The following is a 20,291-nucleotide window of genomic DNA, read 5'->3' as shown; positions in this document are numbered from 1 at the left end:
GGACAAAAACGAAGAAGAATCAGGTCTGCGGCCACGTCGCCGGGTTCCACAGCAGCTGCGGCGTATCGACCAGCACATCGGCCTGCCAGCGCGCCGGCACATCGTCGTGCAGGCGGTAGCCCCACAACACGGCAACCGATGACATGACGGCCGCGCGTGCGGCGACGATGTCGCGCTCGTCGTCGCCCACATAGACGCACTGCGCCGGCGCCACGCCGATGTGCTGGGCCGCGGTCAGCAACGGCAACGGATGCGGCTTGCGCTCGGACAGCGTATCGCCGCCGATCAGCACGGCGCAGCGTTGCTGCCAACCCAGTTGAGGCAGGATCAAGCGGGCCAGGTATTCGGGTTTGTTGGTGACGATGCCCCAGAGGCAGCCGGCGCTTTCCAGTCGCGCCAGCAGCTCGTCGACACCATCGAACAGCTGCGATTGCGTGCCGATCAAGGCTTCATAGCGGCGCAGGAATTCCGGCACCAGCGCCGCGCGCGCCTGCTCATCGAGCTCGGCGAAGGCCACGCCCAGCATCGCACGCGCGCCCTTGGACACCACCGGCCGCAGCTGCTCCAACGTCACCGGCGCACGCTCGCGCACGGCCAGCATCGCATTGACGGTCGCCAGCATGTCCGGTGCGCTGTCCAGCAAGGTGCCATCCAGATCGAACAACACCGCCCGCGGAAACCTCACAGCGCCACCGCCATGCCACCGCGATCAGCAACCAGGCCATAACCAGAAGATGTCAGACCACAGGCCAACCACCGTCGCGATTCCCGATTCCCGATTCCCAATTCCCCGCCCGTCACGGCCTCACCGCATACGCCAGATAGTTGACCTCGGTGCGCGAAGACAGCCGCGCACGATTGCGCCACGGCTCGTACAGCATGCCGCTGACGTCCTCCAGCTGCAGCTCGGCGGCGCGCAACCACGCCGCCAGCTCGGACGGCTTGATGAAGTCCTTGTAGTGATGCGTACCCTTGGGCAGCAGCCGCGCAATGTACTCCGCACCCACGACCGCCAGCGCAAACGCGGCCGGGGTGCGATTGAGCGTGGACAGGAACAGCTTGCCGCCCGGCCTGAGCAGGCTGGCGCAGGCGCGAATGATCGCAGTGGGGTCCGGCACGTGCTCGAGCATCTCCATGCAGGTCACCGCATCGAAACTGCCCGGCTGTTCGGCGGCTAGGTCTTCGACCGACTGCACGCGATAATCCACCTGCACGCCCGATTCCAGACTGTGCAGGCGCGCCACCTTGACCAGCTCCGGGGCCAGGTCGATCGCGGTCACTTGCGCGCCCAGGCGCGCCATCGACTCGCTGAGCAGACCGCCGCCGCAGCCGACGTCGAGCACGCGCGCGCCGGCCAGCTCCTGGCGCCCGGACACGTACTGCAGGCGCACCGGGTTGAGCGCATGCAGCGGCTTCTGCGGGCCGTCGGCGTCCCACCAGCGGTTGGCCAACGCGGCGAACTTGTCCAGTTCGGTCTGGCGGAAGTTGCCGGAGGTGGTGGAGGTATCGGGATTCATGCGGAACTCCGTGAGTCGATGACGTGCGCTCAGGCGCGAACGGTGCGGATGCGGTCGCGCCACTGGCGCGCATTGGCGACCAGGGCGGCGGTATCCATGTCGATGAGCTCGCGCTGCACCAGCTTGGGCTTGCCGGCGATCCACACGTCGGTGACCTGGTGGCGGCCGGCGGCGTAGATCAACTGCGACAGCACATGATGCAACGGCTGGGTTTCCAGCGCCGACAGATCCACGCAGACCAGGTCGGCCTGCTTGCCGACCTCGATCGAACCGATCCTGTCGCCGAAGCCCAAGGCGCGCGCGCCGCCCAGGGTGGCCGCACGCAAGGTGGTGGCCGCATCCAGCGCGGTCGCATCGTTGGCCACGGCCTTGGCCAGGATGGCGGCGGTGCGGTTTTCGCTGAACATGTCCAGGTCGTTGTTGCTGGCGCAGCCGTCGGTGCCGATGGCCAGGTTCACCCCGGCACGCTGCAACGCGCATGCCGGGCAAAACCCGGATGCCAGCTTGAGATTGGATTCGGGGCAATGCACCACGCTCACGCCGCGCTCGGCGCACAGATGGATTTCCGCATCGGTGAGCTGGGTCATGTGCACGGCGATCAGGCGGTCGTTGACCAGGCCCAGGCGGTCCAGACGCGCCAGCGGGCGCTGGCCATACTGCTTGATCGAATCGGCCACTTCCTGCGCGGTTTCATGCGTGTGCAGATGCACCGGCAGATCCAGCTGGTCGGCCAGCATGCGCACGCGCTCGAAGTTGGCATCGTTCACCGTGTACGGCGCATGCGGCGCGAACGCGGTGCCGATCAGCGGATCGTCGCGCCACTGGTCGTGCAGCTCGCCGGCGCGGGCGAAATACTCATCGTCCGACGACGCCCAGGCGGTGGGGAAATCGATGATCACCGCGCCCACCAGCGCGCGGAAACCGTGCTGCTTGTAGACGGCGGCCTGCACATCGGCGAAGAAGTAGTTCTCGTTGACGCAGGTGGTGCCGCCGCGCAGCATCTCGGCAATGGCCAGCGTGGTGCCGTCGGCCACGAATTCCGGGCCGATCACTGCCGCTTCCACCGGCCAGATGTGCTGTTGCAGCCACACCATCAACGGCAGGTCGTCGGCCACGCCGCGCAGCAGCGTCATCGGGTTATGGGTGTGCGCGTTGACCAGGCCCGGGATCAGGGCCGCATCCGGGCGCGAGACGGTCTGGGTCGGCGCAAACCGCGCGCGCGCCTGTGCGATCGGCAGGATCGCCACGATCGCGCCGTTGCTGACCGCCACGGCGTGGTCTTCCAGCACCACCGCGTGCGGTTCGATCGGCACCACGTAACCGGCTTCGATCAACAGGTCGCAGATTTCTGGAGGAGCGTTGGTCATGAGCGAATCCATGGAAGGTTAATGGCCGAACGGCCAGCTACCGTGCGCCTGGGTCGTGGCGACATAGCGGTTGCCGTCGTAACGCAGCAGCTGGCGCGTGCGTCGGGTGCGTTCGGTGGAGGTGTTGCCGTCGGGAGCGGTATCGAAGGTGACGATGTCGGCGGTCAGTACGATATCCGCGTAACCGGCATGCGCCTGTGCCGCCATTGCCAGCTGCAGTTTGGCGCTTTCGCTGACGACCCGTCCCTGCCCCACGCTGCAAGGCTCGCCCCGCACACGCTGCCAGAGCGACAAATCGTGCTGCAACAACGGACGCAGGCGGCGTCCATCGCGCACCAGCAGGGTCAATGCATCATTGCTGTCGAAGTCCGGGCAACTGGGCCCACGCGCGACACTGCGCACCACCACGCCAATGGCACGCGTGCCCGGCGCAAGATCGTAGCGCGCGGTATCCAGGCGCAGGCTGCCGGCGTCCAGTTCGAGGGCGGCATCTTCGCCCAGTTCCTGCGTGTAACCGGCCAGGACCTTGCCGCTGCCGGCCTCCAGCATGGCAACCCGCAACTGCAACGCACGGTCGCCCGGCGCTGCGACGCCGGTGCCGGTGTCGAACGCAATGGCGGCCAGGCGCACAGCAGCATCGTATGGCCACGCTTTGCAGGCCTGCGCCACCACCGTCCCGACGCCGCCCTCGAACACGTCGGCCGCCGCCACCGCTGCGATGCTGCGCGCATCGCAGGATCCGGCGGCCGGTTGCGCCGGCGCCGGGCAGGCGATCAGCGCGCCGCACAGCACGCCGACCAGTCCCAACGTCACACTGGCACCGCGTCGCGTTCGCTTCAGCCAGTGTCCCGGACGCATGGTCTTACTTGACGCGCGCGGAGTATTCGCCCGAGCGGGTGTCGACCTTGATCACTTCGTCCTGGTTGACGAACAGCGGCACACGCACCACCGCGCCGGTTTCCAGCGTGGCCGGCTTGCCGCCGCCGCCGGAGGTGTCGCCGCGCACGCCCGGGTCGGTCTCGGTGATCTTGAGCTCGACGAAGTTCGGCGGCTGCACCCAGATCGGCGCGCCGTTCCACAGCGTCACGATGCAGTCTTCCTCGCCCTTGAGCCACTTTTCCGCGCCGCCCATGCCGGCCTTGTCGGCCTGCACCTGCTCGAAGGATTCCGGGTCCATGAAGTGCCAGTACTCGCCATCGCTGTAAAGGTAGCGCATGTCGGTATCGACCACGTCGGCCAGCTCCACGTCGTCGGTGGCCTTCATGGTCATTTCCACCACGCGGCCGGACTTGATGAAGCGGTACTTCATGCGGGTGAAGGCCTGGCCCTTGCCCGGCTTGACGTATTCGGTCTCGGTGATGACCGCCGGCTCGTTGTTGACCAGGATCTTCATGCCGTTCTTGACGTCGTTCATGCCAACAGTGGCCATGGTGCAGCTCCTCGATAAGACCACGACCCGCCAAATCGGGGCGGGCCGGATTAGAATGGGGCGCCCGCCGCGACCGGCGGGCATTGGTTTTGTGACCGCACATGATAACCGCAGCCCCCCTCGCCTTACAGCCATCTCCCGCCATCGCCCTGCCGCCGACGCGCTGGCAGCAGCAATGGCGCGACGCCGTGCGCGATCCGCGCGCCCTGCTGGCGCTGCTGGGCCTGGAGGCGCAGGCGGCCGGCATCAGCGACGCGGCCGCCGCGCAGTTCCCGCTGCGGGTGCCGCATGCCTTCGTGACGCGGATGCGGCGTGGCGACCTCGACGATCCGCTGCTGCGCCAGGTGCTGCCGCTGGATGCGGAAATGCAGCCGGTGCCGGGCTTCGGCCTGGACGCGGTGGGCGATGCCGCGGCCAGGACTGCCGCCGGGGTGATCCAGAAGTACCACGGCCGTGCACTGCTGATCGCCACCGGCAGCTGCGCGGTGCACTGCCGTTATTGCTTCCGCCGCCACTTCCCGTATGCGGAAGAAACCGCCGCCCGCGATGGCTGGCGCCAGGCCGTGGCGGCGATCGCGGCCGACCCGGGCATCGACGAGGTGCTGCTGTCCGGCGGCGACCCGCTGTCGCTGGCCACACCCAAGCTGGCCGAACTCACCGATGCGCTGGCCGCCATCCCGCATCTCAAGCGGCTGCGCATCCACAGCCGCCTGCCGGTGGTGCTGCCGGCGCGCGTGGATGCGCCGCTGCTGGGCTGGCTGCGCAGCCTGCCGTGGCCGGTGGCGTTCGTGATCCATGCCAACCACGCCAACGAATTCGATGCCGAGGTGGATAGCGCGATGCAGGCGCTGCGTGGCGCCGGTGCGCAGCTGCTCAACCAAGCCGTGCTGCTGCGCGGCGTCAACGACAACGTGGACGCGCTGGACGCGCTGAGCGAACGCAGCTTCGCCGCCGGCGTGCTGCCCTATTACCTGCATCAGCTCGATCGCGTGGCCGGCGTCGCCCATTTCGAAGTGGACGACGCCCGCGCACGCGCGCTGCACACGGAACTGGCCACGCGCCTGTCCGGCTACCTGGTGCCGCGGCTGGTACGCGAGATTCCCGGCGATACCGGCAAACGGCCGCTGTAGCCCCCAGCTCGCCGCAGGAGCGCACCCAGGCGCGACAGGCTTTACCGGTCAAGCTCCATCGCGCCCGGATGCACCCCTGCGCCGTTCAACCCGCTGCGATCAGCTTGACCAAATCGGCAGGCGTCAACGGGCGGCTGAACCAGTAGCCCTGGCCCAGATCGCAATCGCGCTCGCGCAGCAGGTTGAACTGCGCTTCCTGCTCGATGCCCTCGGCCACCACCGTGATGCCCAACGAATGCGCCATGTTGATGATGGCGGTGGTCAGCGCCAGATCGTCGGGATCGCGCTGCAGGTCGGCGATGAAGCTCTTGTCGATCTTGACCCCGTCCACCGGCACCTGGCGCAGATGGCTCAGGCCCGAGAAGCCGGTGCCGAAGTCGTCCAGCCATACCTTCACGCCGGTGCGGTGCAACTGGTCGAGCAGGCTGGCGGCCATCATCTCGTCGCCGATCACCGCTGTTTCGGTCAGTTCCAGGTGCAGGCGCGCGGCTGGCAGCCCGGATTCGGCCAGACACTCGGCCACCGTGTCGATCAACTCCCCGCTACGCAGCTGCCGCGGCGAGACGTTGACCGAGATGAACAGCCCCTCGCCCACCATCGGCCACTGCGCTGCCTCCAGACAGGCCGCGCGCAGTACCTTGGGGCCGATCACTTCGATCAGCCCGCTCTGCTCGGCGATGTCGATGAAGGTCGATGGCGCGATCGTGCCCAGCGCCGGGTGTTGCCAGCGCAGCAACACCTCCACGCCCACCAGCACGCGGTCGCTGGTGCGGTAGATCGGCTGGTAGACCAGTCGCAGCTCATCGCGCTCCCATGCACCGCGCAACTCATGTTCCATGTGCACGCGGCGCTCCACCGCATGATCGGCGGCGCGGCTGTAGAACCGGTGGCAGTTCTTGCCTGCCAGCTTGGCCTGGTACATCGCGATGTCGCCGTTCTTCAGCAGCGCGGTGGCGTCGTTGGCGTCGTCGGGGAACAAGGTGATGCCGATCGAGGTGCCCAGGAACACTTCGCGTCCCTGTACATTCAGCGGCCGGCTCAGTTCGTGCACCAGACGCTCCGCCAGCTGTGCGGCCAGCAGGGAGACATCGCCGCTCTGCAGCAGGATCACGAACTCGTCGCCACCGAAGCGCGCCAGGATCGCGTCATCGCCGCCCAGCGCGGAGACCGCGCGGCTGATGCGGCTGGCGAACTGCAACAAGGCTTCGTCGCCGGCCTCGTGACCGAGGGTGTCGTTGACCCGCTTGAAGTCGTCGATATCGGCGAACAGCAATGCCAGTTTGCTATCGGTGCTGCGGGCGGTGTTGAGCAGGTGGTCCAGCCCTTCGCGAAAGCCCAGCCGATTGGTCAGCCCGGTCAGCGCATCGGTGTAGGCCATGTGGCGCACTTCGCGGTCGTGCCGGGCGATGCTCTCGCTCATGCGGCCAAAGGCGGAGATCAGTTCGCCGATTTCGTCGTTGCGCGGATGCGGCGGCAACTGCACCGCATAGTCGCCCTGCTCGATCTGCCGCGCCGCCGACGCCAGCAGGCGTACCGGTGCCACCAGCGTGCGTTGCACGTAGATCGCCAGCAACACCCCCAGCCCGACCAGCGCCGCCAGCAGCACCAGCAGCCAGCCCAGGTCGCGCTTGCCGATCGCATTGAGGTTTTCGACCAGGGTCAGGTTGGCGCTGGACTCGATCTTGCGCACGCGCTCGCGCGACATGCCCACGCGCACGCCGCCGATGCGCTGGTCGCCGATCTTGATCGGCACGGCCACATCCAGCACCTCGGGCGAGGATTGCAGCAACATCTCCCGCGCCGCCACCGCCTTGGCCGCCAGCGGATCGTTCATGGTCTGGCCGTAGCGCTGCAGATTGGGCGTGCCGTCGTGCACCAGCCGCCCGCGCCGATCGAACACCAGCACATAACTCACCACCTGCTGGCGCGAGGCATTGCGCACCAGCGCCCCCACTGCACCCAGGTCGGAGTAATACAGGGGATTGGCCAGGCCCGAGGCCAGCTCGGTGGCCAGCGTTTCGCCGCGGGTGCGCAGACTGCGGTCGAACAGCTCGTGCAGGATCTGCGCGCTCAATCCGCGCACTTCGCGCTGCATGGCGCTCTGGCGCTGCAGCAGCGAGGCCAGGATCGCACCGACCAGCAGCAGGGTCAGTGCCATGACCAACAGAAAACGTGCCTGCAATCCGAAGCGCACCTGACTCATTCCACTTCATCCTTGACGTGCTGCAAGCCGGCGCTCAATGCATCCAGGCGCCTGCGGCTTCCCTCATCCACGGGATGAAACGCAGTGGTGCCGAAGAAACGCTTCAGTGCCGGGCCGGCCTTGGGGTCGGAGGCGGCCTGTAACAGCACGGCGCGCAGGCGGCGTTCCACCGCCGGGTCCATCCCGGTACGTACCATTTCCACCGCACGCGGCACCGGCGCACTGCGGTACACGATGCGGAAATCGCGCTTGAAGGCGGGCGGCAGATGCCGCTCGTCGTCCCAATCGAGATTGCTGAAGGCGCCGGCATCGATCAGGCGCTTGTGTACGAACGCGGCGATGTTCAATTTCGAACCGACCATCAGGTAACCGACCGAGCCCAGCACCTGGGTATCGTCCGGGGAGAGCAGCACGTTGCAGACAATGCCGTTGCGCATCAACTCCAGCATCGGCAGCAGGTAACCGCTGGTGGAGGACGCATTGTGCAATGCCAGGGTGCGCCCGCGTAGTTGCCTGAGCGACTGGATCGGGCTATCGCGGCGCACGAAGAACACGGTATGGAAATCGCGCACGCCATCGCGTTCGGTCATCAGCAACGGATGCGCGCTGCCGCGCTGCTCCAGCAGCATGGCCGCACCGGTGGTCTCGCTGACCCAGTCGACCCGGCCGCGCCGCAGATAGCTGGACATCTGCCGCGCATCCGGCGCCATCAGGATCTCGCCGCGGCGGATGCCCACCTCGCGCATGCGCGGCACCACGTAGTCCAGCAGGGGCTTGAGTTGATCGTAATGCGTGGCCGGATCATCGCTGATGCGTCCCAGCACCAGGACCGAGGACGGCGCTGCCGCAGCCGGCACGGCCAGACCCGCCGCGACGATCAGCCAGCAGGCAATCAGACACCATCGTAGACCGCGCAAAACGGACACTCCCCTAGAGCCGCGGACAGCCTAGCCGAATCTTTGAAGATGTGACAGACGTCAGCTTCCGGACCGCTTGGCCAGCATGGCCATGCGCTGCGCATCGGACAGGATGCCGCGGATCAGCCGCACCTCCTGCTCGGTCATCTCCGCGCGCAGCAGCAGCCGGCGCAGCTTGCGCATCGCCGACTCCGGCGCACGGCCCTTGTGGAAGTCGATCTCGTCCAGGGTGTCACCCAGCTGGCCGAACATACCCTCCAGCTGCGCATGACTGGCCGGCCCGTCGCGCAGGCCGGTGGCCGCCGCAGGCGCCGGTTCGGCCTCGCCAGCGGCCAGATATGCCCGCCGCACTTCGTACGCCAGCACCTGCACCGCCGCCGCCAGATTGAGCGAGCTGAACTGCGGGTCGGAGGGAATATGTACCGCTGCATGGCAGAGCTGCAATTCGTCGTTGGTCAGGCCGGTACGCTCGCGGCCGAACACGAACGCCACCTCGGCCGGCTCACCGGCCTTGGCCAGGGCACGCTGCGCGCCCTGGTCCGGCAGCAACTCCTCCAGGGCCACCCGACGCGCGCGCGCCGTGCAGCCGATCACCAGGGTGCAATCGGCCACCGCTTCGCCCAGGGTGTCGAACACCGGCGCATCGCCGAGCACATCTTCGGCGCCGGCCGAGCGCCGGTAGGCGTCCTCGTCGAGCGCACGCTCCGGCGCCACCAGCACCAGCCGCGAGATGCCCATCGTCTTCATCGCGCGCGCGGCGGCGCCGATGTTGCCTGGATGCTGGGTACCGACAAGGACGAAACGGATGCGCTGGGTGACAGACATGAACGGAGATTGGGGAGCGATTCGGTCGTAGATGGTAAACTGCGCGGCCGGCTTTGGCGCCGGACCGCTCTTTTACCTTCGTCATTGTCCATTCTGCCTTCACGGGAGCTTTCACCATGCAGAAACCCGCCGTCACCGTCATGGTCAAAGCCGCCCGCCTCGCCGGCAATGTGCTGTTGCGCGGCATCAACAAGCTCGATGCGCTCAACGTGGTGCAGAAAGGCCGCATGGACTACGCCAGCGAAGTCGATGCCGATGCCGAGAAGGTCATCATCAAGGAACTCAAGCGCGGCTACCCCGAGTACGCCGTGTTCGGCGAAGAAGGCGGCGTGCAAGGTGGCAAGAGTGGGCGCTACACCTGGGTCATCGACCCGCTCGACGGCACCAGCAACTATCTGCGTGGCTTTCCGCACTACTGCGTGTCGATCGCGCTGGTGGAAAACGGCGAACCCACCGATGCGGTGATCTTCGACCCGCTGCGCAACGAGCTGTTCACCGCCAGCCGCGGCGCCGGCGCGGTGCTCAACGACCGCCGCATCCGCATTGCCGAGCGCAAGGACCTGGAAGGCGCGATGGTCCATACCGGATTCCCGCCGCGCGAACGCGCGCGCGCCAGCGCCCAGCTCAAGTGCGTGGACGCGCTGCTGGTGCAGGCCGAAGACGTGCGCCGTACCGGCTCGGCGGCACTGGACCTGGCCTACGTGGCCTGCGGCCGTGCCGATGCCTACTTCGAAGCCGGCGTCAAAGCCTGGGATATCGCAGCCGGCGTACTGCTGGTGCGCGAAGCCGGTGGCCGCGTCTGCGACTACAAGGGCGCCACCCCGCCGCGCATGGACAACATGGGCCCGGAAACCCAGCAGATCGTCGCCGGCAACATCAAGATCAGCGATGCGCTGCAGAAGGTCATCGTCAACACCGGCTACGCCCGCGAGTTCGACGCCAAGTTCTGATTTGCGCGGCCGTGGGCAAAGTCCGCGGCATTGTCGCCGCGACGGAAACACGCATACAAAAGGCCGGGATCACCCACGGCCTTTTGCGTTGGCTAAACCTGCGGCGACGCACTTGCAAGAGCATGCTTGCGCGACCAGGCATCATCCGAAAAACCCCTCGCGTGCAGGTGCGCGACTACGAATCATGGATATTCATCATGCCAGGACTGGCGCAGCGCCCTGCCCTGGCATCGACTGAGCCTGCGGCCACACTCCACAGTAGCGTGCTGGCGCACGATGGAGTGCCATCGGGGAATCTGCTGCGCAGGGCGCGCCTGGACAGAAACCTGGCCCCACCAAGCAGAAGGCCGGGATCTCTCCCGGCCTTCTGGCATCACAGCGTCAGCGCACGGTTCACGCGATGGCAGCGTGGTAGCGGCGCTCGACTTCTTCCCAGTTCACCGCGTTGTAGAACGCGCCGATGTATTCCGGACGGCGGTTCTGGTACTTCAGGTAGTACGCGTGTTCCCACACGTCCAGGCCCAGAATCGGGGTATTGCCTTCGAACAGCGGGCTGTCCTGGTTGGCCGTGCTCTCCACCACCAGCTTCTTGTCGGGAGTCACGCTCAGCCACGCCCAGCCGGAGCCGAAGCGGCTGACGGCAGCCTTGGTGAAGGCTTCCTTGAACTTATCGAAACCGCCCAGGTCCTTGTCGATCGCCTTGGCGACCTCGCCCTTGGGCTCGCCGCCGCCGTTGGGCGCCAGCACGGTCCAGAACAGCGAATGGTTGGCGTGGCCGCCACCGTTGTTGCGCACCGGACCCTGCAGGTTTTCCGGCAGGCTCTTCAGCTTGGACACCAGCTCCTCGATCGGCAGGTCCGCGTACTCAGTCCCTTCCAACGCCGCGTTGACGTTGTTGATATAGGTCTGGTGATGCTTGGTGTGATGGATTTCCATCGTCTGCGCATCGATGTTCGGTTCCAGCGCGTCGTAAGCGTAAGGCAACTGCGGAAGGGTGTAAGCCATGAGGGTCTCCTGGACTTGCCGCCCGGCGAAGACCGGGCGTTGCGGGGTAGATGGTAAGGACGGCAGCGGCGCTTACCAAGGGTGCAGGCAGGGAAACTTCATCCCATCGCGTGCCGCGCCGTCTTGGCAGCACACCTTGCACCATGCCCCGGTTACTTGCGCGTGAACCGGATCGGCGCGGCGATGCATTCAAAGTCGACACAGTCGCGCAACGGCATACTTGCTCTGCCGCACACATCGTCGCCTCCGGATCGTCTTCATGCGCAAGCCCGCTTTGCTGATCGTCGCCATCGTGCTGCTCGTGGCCGGGCTGTGGGGCATGCGTGCGCTGCAGACGCCCAAGCCGCAGTTCGCGCCCTCACTCAGTGCACCGAGCGCCGCGCCGGTGGCCGCACGGCAGGTGCCGCGCCTGCCCGCCTTTCTGCCGATCGAAGCCATGGCCACCATCGTGCTGATCCAGCGCGGCGGTCCGTTCCCGTATCCACAGGACGGCAGCGTGTTCGGCAATCGCGAACATCGCCTGCCCGAACGCCCGCGCGGTTATTACCGCGAATACACGGTCGACACGCCGGGCAGCGCAGACCGCGGCGCGCGCCGCATCGTCACCGGCGGCACGCCACCGCAGACCTGGTACTACAGCGACGACCACTACCAGACCTTCAAACCCTTCCAGGGCCCGACCCCGGAGCAGGCCCCATGAGCGCCGGCGACTTCGCACTGGACCTGTCCAACCCGCAACAATCGGGTGTGTACCAGGCCGAGACCGACGACCTGGACACCATGGCAGCGCTGGCCCGCGATGCCGGCCTGCGCATCCTGCGCGTGGATCTGGCCACCTGCAGCGACAAGCGCATGCTGCTGATGCGGCTGGCCACCCAGCTGGATTTTCCGCTCGGCTTCGGCCGCAACTGGGATGCGCTCAGCGATGGGCTGCGCGACCTGGCCTGGCTGCCGGCGCCGCGGGGCTATGCCCTGTTGATCGACGGCGCCAACGCACTGGCACAAGCCGCACCGGCCGACCGCGATACCCTGCTGGATATCCTCGACGAAGCCGCCACCAGCTGGGCCTCGCGCGGTCGTACCTTTGCGGCCTTCGTGGCGCCGGCCAGCGCCTGCACCTGATAGGGCCGGCTGGCGCGCATTGGTCGATGCATGACAGGAATCGTCGTGCGCAAACGACCGGAACCCCTCTAGCAGTGTCGGATCTGCGACTGCATCGAGTGACGGCAACATTCCAATCCAGGGCCGTTGCGCCGCTGCGGTGACCAAGCGCGCCCAATGCAGCAGATCCGGGCGTGCAGCCAGCTATATTCACGACGCAAACGATGTTTGCCTTTGACATCGCCGGCGGGTTCGCAGTCCATCCGGTGGCGGCGCGTGCAACACCGACCACTGCATGGCGCAATGTCCTGGATCAACGTGACCCATACAGCGGCAGACCTGCTACAGCACTGCAGCGCGGCAGTGGGCACCATTTCCACTCAGCAATGCCGCGCAGCCACGATCCATCACCCGCAATCGGCGCCGCGCAGGTTCGGCTTGCAGGAGATGGCCGATACATCGGCGCACCGACCCGCCAGTCGACCAATCAACTATCCAGCTCGCTCCAGCGCGCGTAGGCCGTATCCAGCTGCGCCTGCGCATCGCCCAGCGCGGCGATGTGCGCCGCCATGGCCGCGGTGTCGCGCTGGTAGAAGCCCGGGTCGTTCATCGCCTCGGTCAGTGCAGCCACCTGCTGCTCCAGCGTCTCGATCAGGCCGGGCAACTGCTCCAGCTCGCGCGCGTCCTTGTAGCTCAACTTGCGCTTGGGCGCAGCCTCCACTGGCGCCGCAGTGGCCGCCGGCGCAGTCGCCACTGCGGTGGCCGAGGCCTTGGCCACCGCCATCGCGCTGGTGGCCGGCGTGCGCCGCTGGCGCAGCGAATCGCTGTAGCCGCCGACGTAATCGCCGATCAGGCCATCGCCCTCCATCACCAGCGTGGAAGTCACCACGTTGTCCAGGAAGTCGCGATCATGGCTGACCAGCAGCAGCGTGCCGCTGTATTCGCCCAGCAGCTCTTCCAGCAGCTCCAGGGTTTCCACGTCCAGATCGTTGGTCGGCTCGTCCATTACCAGCAGGTTGGACGGCTGTGCGAACAGGCGCGCCAGCAGCAGGCGATTGCGCTCGCCGCCGGACAGCCGGGTGATCGGCGCGCGCGCGCGTTCGGGCGTGAACAAAAAGTCCTGCAGGTACGCATGCACGTGCTTGCGCTTGCCGTTGATCTCCAGGAAATCGCGGCCCTCGGCCACGTTCTCGATCGCGCTCCAGTCTTCGCGCAGGGTCGAGCGGTACTGATCGAAGTAGGCAATCTGCAGATTGGTGCCGATGCGGATTTCGCCCTGCTGCGGCTGCAGCTCGCCCAGCAACAGCTTGAGCAAGGTGGTCTTGCCGCTGCCGTTGGGGCCGATCAGGCCGATGCGATCGCCGCGCTGGATGATGGTGGAAAAGTCCTTGACCATCGTGCGCGCACCGAACGCGAAGCCGACCTCCTTGGCCTCGATCACCTTCTTGCCGGAGGACTCGCCCTGCGAGACTTCCATGCGCACATTGCCGGTGAGCTCGCGCCGCTGCACGCGCTCGTTGCGCATCGACTCCAGCCGCCGCACGCGGCCTTCGTCGCGGGTGCGCCGCGCCTTGATGCCCTGACGGATCCAGATCTCTTCCTGTGCCAGCAACTTGTCGAAGCGCGCATTCTCCTGCGCCTGTGCGTTCAACCGCTCCTCGCGGCGGCGCTCGTAATTGGCCCAGTCGCCGGGCCAGCTGGTGACCTGGCCACGATCGATCTCGACGATGCGGGTGGCCAGCGCACGCAGGAAACGGCGGTCATGGGTGACGAACAGCACGCTGCCGTTCCAGCCCTTCAGGAAGGTTTCGAGCCAGTCGATGGCTTCGATGTCCAGGTGGTTGGTCGGCTCGTCCAGCAGCAGCACGTCCGGTGACGACACCAGCGAACGCGCCAGCAGCACGCGCCGCTTCATGCCGCCGGACAGCCGCGCAAACTCCGCATCGCCATCCAGTTCCAGCTTGGTCAGCGTCTCGCCGACGCGCTGATCCAGCGCCCAACCCTCGGCCGCGTCGATCTTGGCCTGCACCTTGCCGAACGCCTCGGCGTCGAACACCTCGGCATGGCTGAGCTGGTGGAACTCGGCCAGCCAGTGGCCCAACTCGCCCAGGCCATCGGCCACCACGTCGAACACGCTGCCGCCGGTGCCCTGCGGCACCTCCTGCTCCAACCGAGCGATGCGCACCCCCTGCTGCACGCGCACCTCGCCGTCATCGGGCCTGAGCTCGCCGGCGATCAATTTCATCAAGGTCGATTTGCCGGCACCGTTGCGCCCGATCAGGGCGATACGCTCGCCCGGCTCGATCGTCAGGTCGGTTTTTTCCAGCAACAACGGGCCGCCGACGCTGTAGTCGACGCTTTGCAGAGTGATTAAAGGCATGGCGCAATTGTACGGGATTGGTGATTGGGGATTCGGGATTGGCAAACGCGCACGCTGTCGCGGTGACGAATCCCGAATCCCTCCTCCCCAATCCCGGGCTAAAATGCGCCATGAACGAATTCTCCGCGCTGCCGCTGTCGCCGGCCCTGGCCCCCGGTATCGACGCCCTTGGCTATACCGTCCTCACTCCCATCCAGGCGCAGAGCCTGCCGCCGATCCTGCAGGGGCTCGATGTCATCGCCCAGGCGCCGACCGGCAGCGGCAAGACCGCTGCCTTCGGGCTGGGCCTGCTGCAGAAGCTCGACCCGGCGCTGACCCGCGCGCAGGCGCTGGTGCTGTGCCCCACCCGCGAACTGGCCGATCAGGTCGGCAAGCAGCTGCGAAAGCTGGCCACCGGCATTCCCAACATGAAACTGGTGGTGCTGACCGGCGGCATGCCGCTCGGCCCGCAGCTGGCCTCGCTGGAGGCGCACGACCCGCAGGTGGTGGTGGGCACACCCGGCCGCATCCAGGAGCTGGCCCGCAAGCGTGCCCTGCACCTGGGTGGCGTGCGCACGCTGGTGCTGGACGAGGCTGACCGCATGCTGGACATGGGGTTCGAGGAACCCATCCGCGAGATCGCCAGCCGCTGCGACAAGCAGCGCCAGAGCCTGCTGTTCTCGGCCACGTTCCCGGACATCATCCGCACGCTCGCGCGCGAGATCCTCAAGGACCCGATCGAAATCACCGTCGAAGGCGCCGACAACGCACCGGAAATCGACCAGCAATTCTTCGAGGTCGATGCCACCTATCGACAGAAGGCGGTGGCCGGCCTGTTGCTGCGCTTCAACCCCGAGTCCAGCGTGGTGTTCTGCAATACCCGCAAGGAAGTGGATGAGGTGGCCGGCTCGCTGCAGGAATTCGGGTTCTCCGCACTGGCCCTGCACGGCGACATGGAACAGCGCGACCGCGATGAGGTGCTGGTGCGCTTCGTCAACCGCAGCTGCAACGTGCTGGTGGCCAGCGACGTGGCCGCACGCGGGCTGGACGTGGAAGACCTGTCGGCGGTGGTCAACTACGAGCTGCCCACCGATACCGAAACCTACCGTCACCGGATCGGCCGCACCGCGCGCGCCGGCAAGCACGGCCTGGCGTTGAGCCTGGTGGCCCCGCGCGAAGCGGCGCGTGCGCAGGCGCTGGAAGCCGAGCAAGGCCAGCCGCTGAAGTGGTCGCGTGCACCACTGGCCACCGCCCGCCCGGCGCAGTTGCCGCAGGCGGCGATGACCACCCTGCGCATCGACGGCGGCAAGACCGACAAGCTGCGTGCCGGCGACATCCTGGGTGCGCTCACCGGTGAAGCCGGGCTGTCGGGCGCTGCGATCGGCAAGATCGCCATCTACCCCACCCGCTCCTACGTCGCCATCGCGCGCGCCCAGGTCGCCAAGGCGCTGGCGCACCTGCATGCGGGCAAGATCAAGGGCCGCCGGTTCCGGGTCAGCAAGCTCTGAACGGCTCGGTGGCCGGCACGTCCGCTGGCCTCGCGACCGAAGGTCGGCGCCGGGCAGGTATCGCCTCGAGCCGCTACGCCGCAAGAGGCGGCAGCGCGGCAGCACCTTCGAAAGTCACCACGCTGCCGCATTGCACTGCGGACGCTGCGTCAGGCGTGCCAGCGCGCATCGCCTCGCCACCGGCAGCTGGCGCATGCTGGCGCCTGATGGACGGACTAAGAGCAGCTAGCAAAACTACTGCGCGGCCGCCAGGCGGGCGCGGTCGGTGCTCGGAATCGGCATGTACCACTCGTACACTGCGGTTCCTCCGCGCCGTCCGCACCCACCTGACGACCGCTCGTTACGTTTTGTTAGCCGCTCTAAATCCCGGTACCGGGCAGAGCCGACGCGCATGCGCGGTGTTGGCGCATACAGACACCGCAGGATCAACGGGCTGCACTTGCGACAGGCACCCGCAGCAGCATGGCAAGGGCACAACCGCACTGCCGGATGCGCCCCGAGCGCTCAGCCCGCGCCCTGCGGACTCAGTAGCACAACGTCGCCAGCAACGGCACGTCGTTGGCCCACTTCGCGCGGCCCTGCAGTGCGGCCAGTTCCACCAGCACCGCGGCACCGACGACCTCGAGCTCCAGCTGTGCGGCCAGACTCAGCGCGGCACGCAGCGTGCCACCGGTGGCCAGCACGTCGTCGACGATCAGCACGCGTGCGCCGCGCGGCAGTGCGTCTTCGTGCATTTCGATGCGGTCGGTACCATATTCCAGCGCGTATTCCTGGATCAGCGTGCGTCCGGGCAGCTTGCCCGGCTTGCGGACCGGCACAAAGCCGGTACGCAGTTCGCGCGCCAACGCCGCACCAAGAATGAAGCCGCGTGCCTCGATACCCAGCACCGCATCCAGCGGCGTGGTGCGCCAGGGCTGCGCCATCTCGTCCAGCGCCGAGGCGAAGTCCGGACCGTCCGACAACAGCGGGGTGATGTCCTTGAACACGATGCCCGGCTTGGGAAAGTCGGCGATGTCGCGGATCCGGCCTGCCCAGTGGTTGGGGCCGGAAGGGTGAGTGCCGGCGCAGCGGCTGCAGTCAGTCATGGTGGCGGTGGCGTCGTGGCCAGTGGGGACGCCCTATTCTAGTTGGTGCACGCCGTTGACGCCGCCTTGACGGCACAGCGGAATCTAAGCGCGTCAGGAACTGCACGAGAGCATCGAACATCCGGCGCGATCGCGTGCCCAGTCCGGACGCCGCGCGGCGAAGGCCTCGCGGCCCGGCTGATCGTCATAGGGCCGGCGCATGACCTCCAGCAGCTCCTGCACGCCAGCCGGATCGCCCTGCTCGGCCCGGTCGATGGCCTGCTGCGCAAGATAATTGCGCAGCACATAACGCGGATTGGCCTGGCGCATGCGCGCGCGCCGCTGCTCGGGCGACAGCGAATCCTGGCGCAACCGTGCAGCATAACGCCGCATCCATTCCTGCAACGGCACCGCCGCCGCCTGGCGCTGGTCCTGGTCGTAGAACGCGTCGCGCAGCAGTTCGGGCTCGGGATGCTCGGCTGACATGTCGATCAGGCCGCGGAAGGTCAGCGTCATGTCCATCTGGCCCTGCCGCATCAGCACGCGCAACGCATCGATCAGCTCCAGATCCTCGTCGCGGCACTCGGCCAGCCCGAGCTTGGCAGCGGTATCGCGGCGGTCGCAGGCCAGATAGGTGTCGCGAAACCGGTCCAGTCCCTGCTGCAGCGGTGCGGCATCGGCAAACAGTGGCGCCAGTGCCTGCGCCAGTCGCCCCAGATTCCAGTACGCCACCTGCGGCTGGGTGCCGAAGCGATACCGACGCCCCTGCGCGTCGGTGGTATTGGGCGTCCAGTCCGGATCGTAATCGTCGACCCAACCGTAGGGACCGTAATCGATGGTCAGGCCCAGGATCGACATGTTGTCGGTATTCATCACGCCATGCACGAAACCGACCCGCATCCAGTGCGCCACCATCGCCGCGGTGCGCTCGCAGATTTGCGCGAACCAATCGGCATACAGCGTCTCTCCTGCGCCGGCAAGGGCAGGAAAATCGCGCGCGATGGTGAACTCCACCCATTGCCGCAGCAGGGCCAGATCGCCACGCACACTCGGCAACTCGAAGTTGCCGAAGCGGATGAACGAGGGCGCCCCCCGGCACACGATCGCACCCGGTTCGCGTTGCGGGCGGCCGTCGTAGAACATGTCGCGCACCACGGCGTCGCCGGTGACAACCAGGCTCAACGCACGCGTGGTCGGCACACCCAGGTGATGCATCGCTTCGCTGCACAGGAATTCGCGGATCGACGAGCGCAACACCGCGCGGCCATCGGCACCGCGCGAATACGGCGTGGGGCCGGCACCCTTGAGCTGCAACTCGTAGCGCCCGCCATCGACGCCGATCGCCTCGCCCAGCGAAATCGCCCGGCCGTCGCCCAGTTGCCCGGCCCAATGCCCGAACTGATGGCCGCCATAGTTGACCGCCCATGGCTGCATGCCGGGGTACAGCGCATTACCGCCGAACACCTCGGCAAAGCGCGCGCTGCCGATCTCGGCCGCATCCAGCCCCAGCGCCTGCGCCATTTCCGACGAATGCGCGATCACGCGCGGAGCGGCCACCGGCGTCGGCAGTACCGAGGACCAGGCGGCGGCCACCTCGCGGCGGCGCGGCCCTTGCTCCGGATCGCCGGGCAATTCACGGCGCAAACGATTGTCGAACTGCAACTGTGTCATGTGAGAAGCCTAGGCCACATGAGGTGAATGCGACACTGCCCGCGCGCAACCGGGAGCTGCACTGCTTCGCATCGCGCGCGGCAGCGAGCTCGTCCTGCACACGTCGGCGACGGCCGATCCTCGCTAATGGGCGAGTGCGTTCCGGTCGCTCACCGGGTTTCCCGTCGGCCGCCAGGCCGTGCCGCGCGCCACCTGATGCACCCTGCCCACTCTCCCAAGCTGCCGATCTTCCCTCCACCGTTTCCCTGGACGACATCGCCCATGCCCGCTCGCGCCTTCCGCTGGTTTCGCCCCGCCATCCTGCTGCTCGGCTCGTTGGCCCTGACAGCCTGCAGCAGCGTGTTCTTCGGCAGCATCAACGCCGCTTCCAGCCGCGCCGGCATCGTCGAGCACCCCAACCAGGTCTTCGACACCGCACATGGCCTGGCGCTGGATGTCTACCAACCGCAGGGCGCGGTCGATGCACCGGTGGTGGTGTTCTTCTACGGCGGCACCTGGAAGCGCGGTTCGCGCGCCAACTACCGTTGGGTGGGGCGCGCCCTGGCCCGCCAGGGCGTGGTGGCGATGGTCGCCGATTACCGTAAATACCCGCAGGTGGGCCTGCAGGGCTTCATGACCGATGCCGCCAGCGCAACCGCCTGGGGGTATCGGCATGCACAGGCGTACGGCGGCGATCCCAAGCGGCTGGCCGTGATGGGCCACTCGGCCGGGGCGCACATCGCCGCATTGCTGGGCACCGATGCGCGCTGGCTGCACGCGCAGGATCTCGAACCACGGCAGCTGTGCGGAGTGGTCGGGCTGGCAGGGCCATACGACTTCCTGCCGATGACCGACCCGGAGCTGGTCGAGATCTTCGGCGACGCACCGGCCGCGCAACGGCAATCGCAGCCGGTGGAATACGTCGGCGGCGACGAACCGCCAATGCTGTTGCTGCACGGTGACGCCGACCGCGTGGTCGAGCTGGAGAACAGCAGCACGTTGCAGAAGGCGCTGCATCGCAAGGGAAGCGTTGCCGCGCTGAAGGTCTATCCCGGCATGGGCCACATGGGCATCGTGCTGGCATTGCGCAAACCGCCGCAACGCTCGGCGGTGCTGCGCGACACCGTAGAATTTCTGCGCACTTGCAAGGCGCCGTGACGCCTGTGGCGAGCACACCGATGTCTGTTGCAAGCAGCGCCGCTGATCAATGCCTGGTCACTGATCTATGCGCCGACTCAGGAACAGACGGCGCGCAATCGCTCGCCG

18 protein-coding genes and 1 other RNA gene are annotated in these 20,291 nt (G+C 67.1%); 7 read left to right on the top strand and 12 right to left on the bottom strand.

Features of this window, described 5'->3' with window-relative positions:
• Positions 1-19 precede the first annotated feature (19 nt).
• The 5 genes from ACCQ05_RS09640 to efp form a co-directional block, all read right to left on the bottom strand.
• Positions 20-685: a phosphoglycolate phosphatase gene (locus tag ACCQ05_RS09640; RefSeq protein ID WP_372393625.1), complete on the bottom strand. Its 666-nt coding sequence runs from the start codon at positions 683-685 to the stop codon at positions 20-22.
• Between the two features lie 112 nt (positions 686-797).
• Positions 798-1,517 carry a bifunctional 2-polyprenyl-6-hydroxyphenol methylase/3-demethylubiquinol 3-O-methyltransferase UbiG gene (gene ubiG, locus ACCQ05_RS09635; RefSeq protein ID WP_372393624.1) on the bottom strand — a complete coding sequence of 240 codons (720 nt, stop codon included), beginning with the start codon at positions 1,515-1,517 and terminating at the stop codon, positions 798-800.
• Positions 1,518-1,546: 29 nt separating this feature from the next.
• The gene (locus ACCQ05_RS09630) at positions 1,547-2,884 is read right to left on the bottom strand and encodes a TRZ/ATZ family hydrolase (RefSeq protein WP_372393623.1); all 1,338 of its coding nucleotides are present in this window, start codon (positions 2,882-2,884) and stop codon (positions 1,547-1,549) included.
• An 18-nt stretch (positions 2,885-2,902) separates the two neighbouring features.
• Entirely contained in the window at positions 2,903-3,697 is a 795-nt protein-coding gene (locus ACCQ05_RS09625; RefSeq protein ID WP_506191547.1) for a PA3715 family protein, read from the bottom strand.
• A 49-nt stretch (positions 3,698-3,746) separates the two neighbouring features.
• Positions 3,747-4,313, bottom strand: a complete 567-nt coding sequence (gene efp / locus ACCQ05_RS09620) for an elongation factor P (protein WP_104540272.1) — start codon at positions 4,311-4,313, stop codon at positions 3,747-3,749.
• A 101-nt stretch (positions 4,314-4,414) separates the two neighbouring features.
• On the opposite strand from efp, the gene epmB reads away from it, so the two are divergent.
• On the top strand, positions 4,415-5,443 hold the full coding sequence (gene epmB, locus ACCQ05_RS09615; protein ID WP_372393622.1) for an EF-P beta-lysylation protein EpmB: 1,029 nt from the start codon (positions 4,415-4,417) through the stop codon (positions 5,441-5,443).
• A gap of 85 nt (positions 5,444-5,528) precedes the next feature.
• On the opposite strand, the gene ACCQ05_RS09610 is transcribed toward epmB, so the two are convergent.
• Genes ACCQ05_RS09610 through ACCQ05_RS09600 form a run of 3 tightly spaced genes read right to left on the bottom strand, consistent with a single transcriptional unit; the run spans position 5,529 to position 9,388 of the window.
• Complete coding sequence (locus tag ACCQ05_RS09610; RefSeq protein WP_372393621.1) at positions 5,529-7,646, bottom strand: putative bifunctional diguanylate cyclase/phosphodiesterase; 2,118 nt, start codon at positions 7,644-7,646, stop codon at positions 5,529-5,531.
• Positions 7,643-8,572, bottom strand: a complete 930-nt coding sequence (locus ACCQ05_RS09605; RefSeq protein ID WP_372393620.1) for a phosphate/phosphite/phosphonate ABC transporter substrate-binding protein — start codon at positions 8,570-8,572, stop codon at positions 7,643-7,645. Before ACCQ05_RS09605 ends, ACCQ05_RS09610 begins: the two co-directional genes overlap by 4 nt.
• Before the next feature lie 51 nt (positions 8,573-8,623).
• Complete coding sequence (locus ACCQ05_RS09600) at positions 8,624-9,388, bottom strand: RNA methyltransferase (RefSeq protein WP_104540276.1); 765 nt, start codon at positions 9,386-9,388, stop codon at positions 8,624-8,626.
• A 116-nt stretch (positions 9,389-9,504) separates the two neighbouring features.
• On the opposite strand from ACCQ05_RS09600, the gene ACCQ05_RS09595 reads away from it, so the two are divergent.
• Complete coding sequence (locus ACCQ05_RS09595; protein ID WP_005913068.1) at positions 9,505-10,338, top strand: inositol monophosphatase family protein; 834 nt, start codon at positions 9,505-9,507, stop codon at positions 10,336-10,338.
• Positions 10,339-10,731: 393 nt separating this feature from the next.
• On the opposite strand, the gene ACCQ05_RS09590 is transcribed toward ACCQ05_RS09595, so the two are convergent.
• A complete protein-coding gene (locus ACCQ05_RS09590) occupies positions 10,732-11,343 on the bottom strand; it encodes a superoxide dismutase (RefSeq protein ID WP_372393619.1) in 612 nt (203 codons plus the stop codon).
• A gap of 259 nt (positions 11,344-11,602) precedes the next feature.
• On the opposite strand from ACCQ05_RS09590, the gene ACCQ05_RS09585 reads away from it, so the two are divergent.
• A complete protein-coding gene (locus ACCQ05_RS09585) occupies positions 11,603-12,043 on the top strand; it encodes a ribonuclease (protein ID WP_228964530.1) in 441 nt (146 codons plus the stop codon).
• Complete coding sequence (locus ACCQ05_RS09580) at positions 12,040-12,465, top strand: barstar family protein (RefSeq protein WP_372393618.1); 426 nt, start codon at positions 12,040-12,042, stop codon at positions 12,463-12,465. The genes ACCQ05_RS09585 and ACCQ05_RS09580 overlap by 4 nt, the downstream gene beginning before the upstream one ends.
• A gap of 466 nt (positions 12,466-12,931) precedes the next feature.
• On the opposite strand, the gene ACCQ05_RS09575 is transcribed toward ACCQ05_RS09580, so the two are convergent.
• The gene (locus tag ACCQ05_RS09575; protein ID WP_372393617.1) at positions 12,932-14,824 is read right to left on the bottom strand and encodes an ATP-binding cassette domain-containing protein; all 1,893 of its coding nucleotides are present in this window, start codon (positions 14,822-14,824) and stop codon (positions 12,932-12,934) included.
• A gap of 110 nt (positions 14,825-14,934) precedes the next feature.
• On the opposite strand from ACCQ05_RS09575, the gene dbpA reads away from it, so the two are divergent.
• Together dbpA and ACCQ05_RS09565 are read left to right on the top strand one after the other, a co-directional pair.
• Complete coding sequence (dbpA, locus tag ACCQ05_RS09570) at positions 14,935-16,311, top strand: ATP-dependent RNA helicase DbpA (protein WP_372393616.1); 1,377 nt, start codon at positions 14,935-14,937, stop codon at positions 16,309-16,311.
• Between the two features lie 280 nt (positions 16,312-16,591).
• Positions 16,592-16,667, top strand: a non-coding RNA gene (locus ACCQ05_RS09565) — sX9 sRNA.
• A 168-nt stretch (positions 16,668-16,835) separates the two neighbouring features.
• Here ACCQ05_RS09565 and ACCQ05_RS09560 read toward each other — a convergent pair.
• Both ACCQ05_RS09560 and ACCQ05_RS09555 read right to left on the bottom strand, forming a co-directional pair.
• A complete protein-coding gene (locus ACCQ05_RS09560) occupies positions 16,836-17,396 on the bottom strand; it encodes an adenine phosphoribosyltransferase (protein ID WP_104540282.1) in 561 nt (186 codons plus the stop codon).
• A 93-nt stretch (positions 17,397-17,489) separates the two neighbouring features.
• Positions 17,490-19,046 carry a protein adenylyltransferase SelO gene (locus ACCQ05_RS09555; protein WP_372393615.1) on the bottom strand — a complete coding sequence of 519 codons (1,557 nt, stop codon included), beginning with the start codon at positions 19,044-19,046 and terminating at the stop codon, positions 17,490-17,492.
• Between the two features lie 261 nt (positions 19,047-19,307).
• Here ACCQ05_RS09555 and ACCQ05_RS09550 point away from each other — a divergent pair, with 261 nt between their 5' ends.
• Positions 19,308-20,183: an alpha/beta hydrolase gene (locus tag ACCQ05_RS09550; protein ID WP_372393614.1), complete on the top strand. Its 876-nt coding sequence runs from the start codon at positions 19,308-19,310 to the stop codon at positions 20,181-20,183.
• Positions 20,184-20,291: the final 108 nt, after the last annotated feature.

The sequence above is a fragment of the Xanthomonas sp. NCPPB 3582 genome (assembly GCF_041475735.2).
Taxonomy (GTDB): Bacteria; Pseudomonadota; Gammaproteobacteria; order Xanthomonadales; family Xanthomonadaceae; genus Xanthomonas; species Xanthomonas codiaei.
Note: the sequence above shows the minus strand (reverse complement) of the source record. Positions and strands in the feature narration are given on the sequence as shown.

Excerpts from the sequence above, each read along its gene's own strand:
- ACCQ05_RS09595 (WP_005913068.1), top strand. The coding sequence starts at position 9,505 with ATGCAGAAACCCGCCGTCACCGTCATGGTCAAAGCCGCCCGCCTCGCC.
- ACCQ05_RS09600 (WP_104540276.1), bottom strand. The coding sequence starts at position 9,388 with ATGTCTGTCACCCAGCGCATCCGTTTCGTCCTTGTCGGTACCCAGCAT.
- ACCQ05_RS09555 (WP_372393615.1), bottom strand. The coding sequence starts at position 19,046 with ATGACACAGTTGCAGTTCGACAATCGTTTGCGCCGTGAATTGCCCGGC.
- ubiG (WP_372393624.1), bottom strand. The coding sequence starts at position 1,517 with ATGAATCCCGATACCTCCACCACCTCCGGCAACTTCCGCCAGACCGAA.
- ACCQ05_RS09630 (WP_372393623.1), bottom strand. The coding sequence starts at position 2,884 with ATGACCAACGCTCCTCCAGAAATCTGCGACCTGTTGATCGAAGCCGGT.
- ACCQ05_RS09575 (WP_372393617.1), bottom strand. The coding sequence starts at position 14,824 with ATGCCTTTAATCACTCTGCAAAGCGTCGACTACAGCGTCGGCGGCCCG.
- ACCQ05_RS09580 (WP_372393618.1), top strand. The coding sequence starts at position 12,040 with ATGAGCGCCGGCGACTTCGCACTGGACCTGTCCAACCCGCAACAATCG.
- epmB (WP_372393622.1), top strand. The coding sequence starts at position 4,415 with ATGATAACCGCAGCCCCCCTCGCCTTACAGCCATCTCCCGCCATCGCC.
- ACCQ05_RS09550 (WP_372393614.1), top strand. The coding sequence starts at position 19,308 with ATGCCCGCTCGCGCCTTCCGCTGGTTTCGCCCCGCCATCCTGCTGCTC.
- ACCQ05_RS09585 (WP_228964530.1), top strand. The coding sequence starts at position 11,603 with ATGCGCAAGCCCGCTTTGCTGATCGTCGCCATCGTGCTGCTCGTGGCC.
- dbpA (WP_372393616.1), top strand. The coding sequence starts at position 14,935 with ATGAACGAATTCTCCGCGCTGCCGCTGTCGCCGGCCCTGGCCCCCGGT.
- efp (WP_104540272.1), bottom strand. The coding sequence starts at position 4,313 with ATGGCCACTGTTGGCATGAACGACGTCAAGAACGGCATGAAGATCCTG.
- ACCQ05_RS09590 (WP_372393619.1), bottom strand. The coding sequence starts at position 11,343 with ATGGCTTACACCCTTCCGCAGTTGCCTTACGCTTACGACGCGCTGGAA.
- ACCQ05_RS09560 (WP_104540282.1), bottom strand. The coding sequence starts at position 17,396 with ATGACTGACTGCAGCCGCTGCGCCGGCACTCACCCTTCCGGCCCCAAC.
- ACCQ05_RS09610 (WP_372393621.1), bottom strand. The coding sequence starts at position 7,646 with ATGAGTCAGGTGCGCTTCGGATTGCAGGCACGTTTTCTGTTGGTCATG.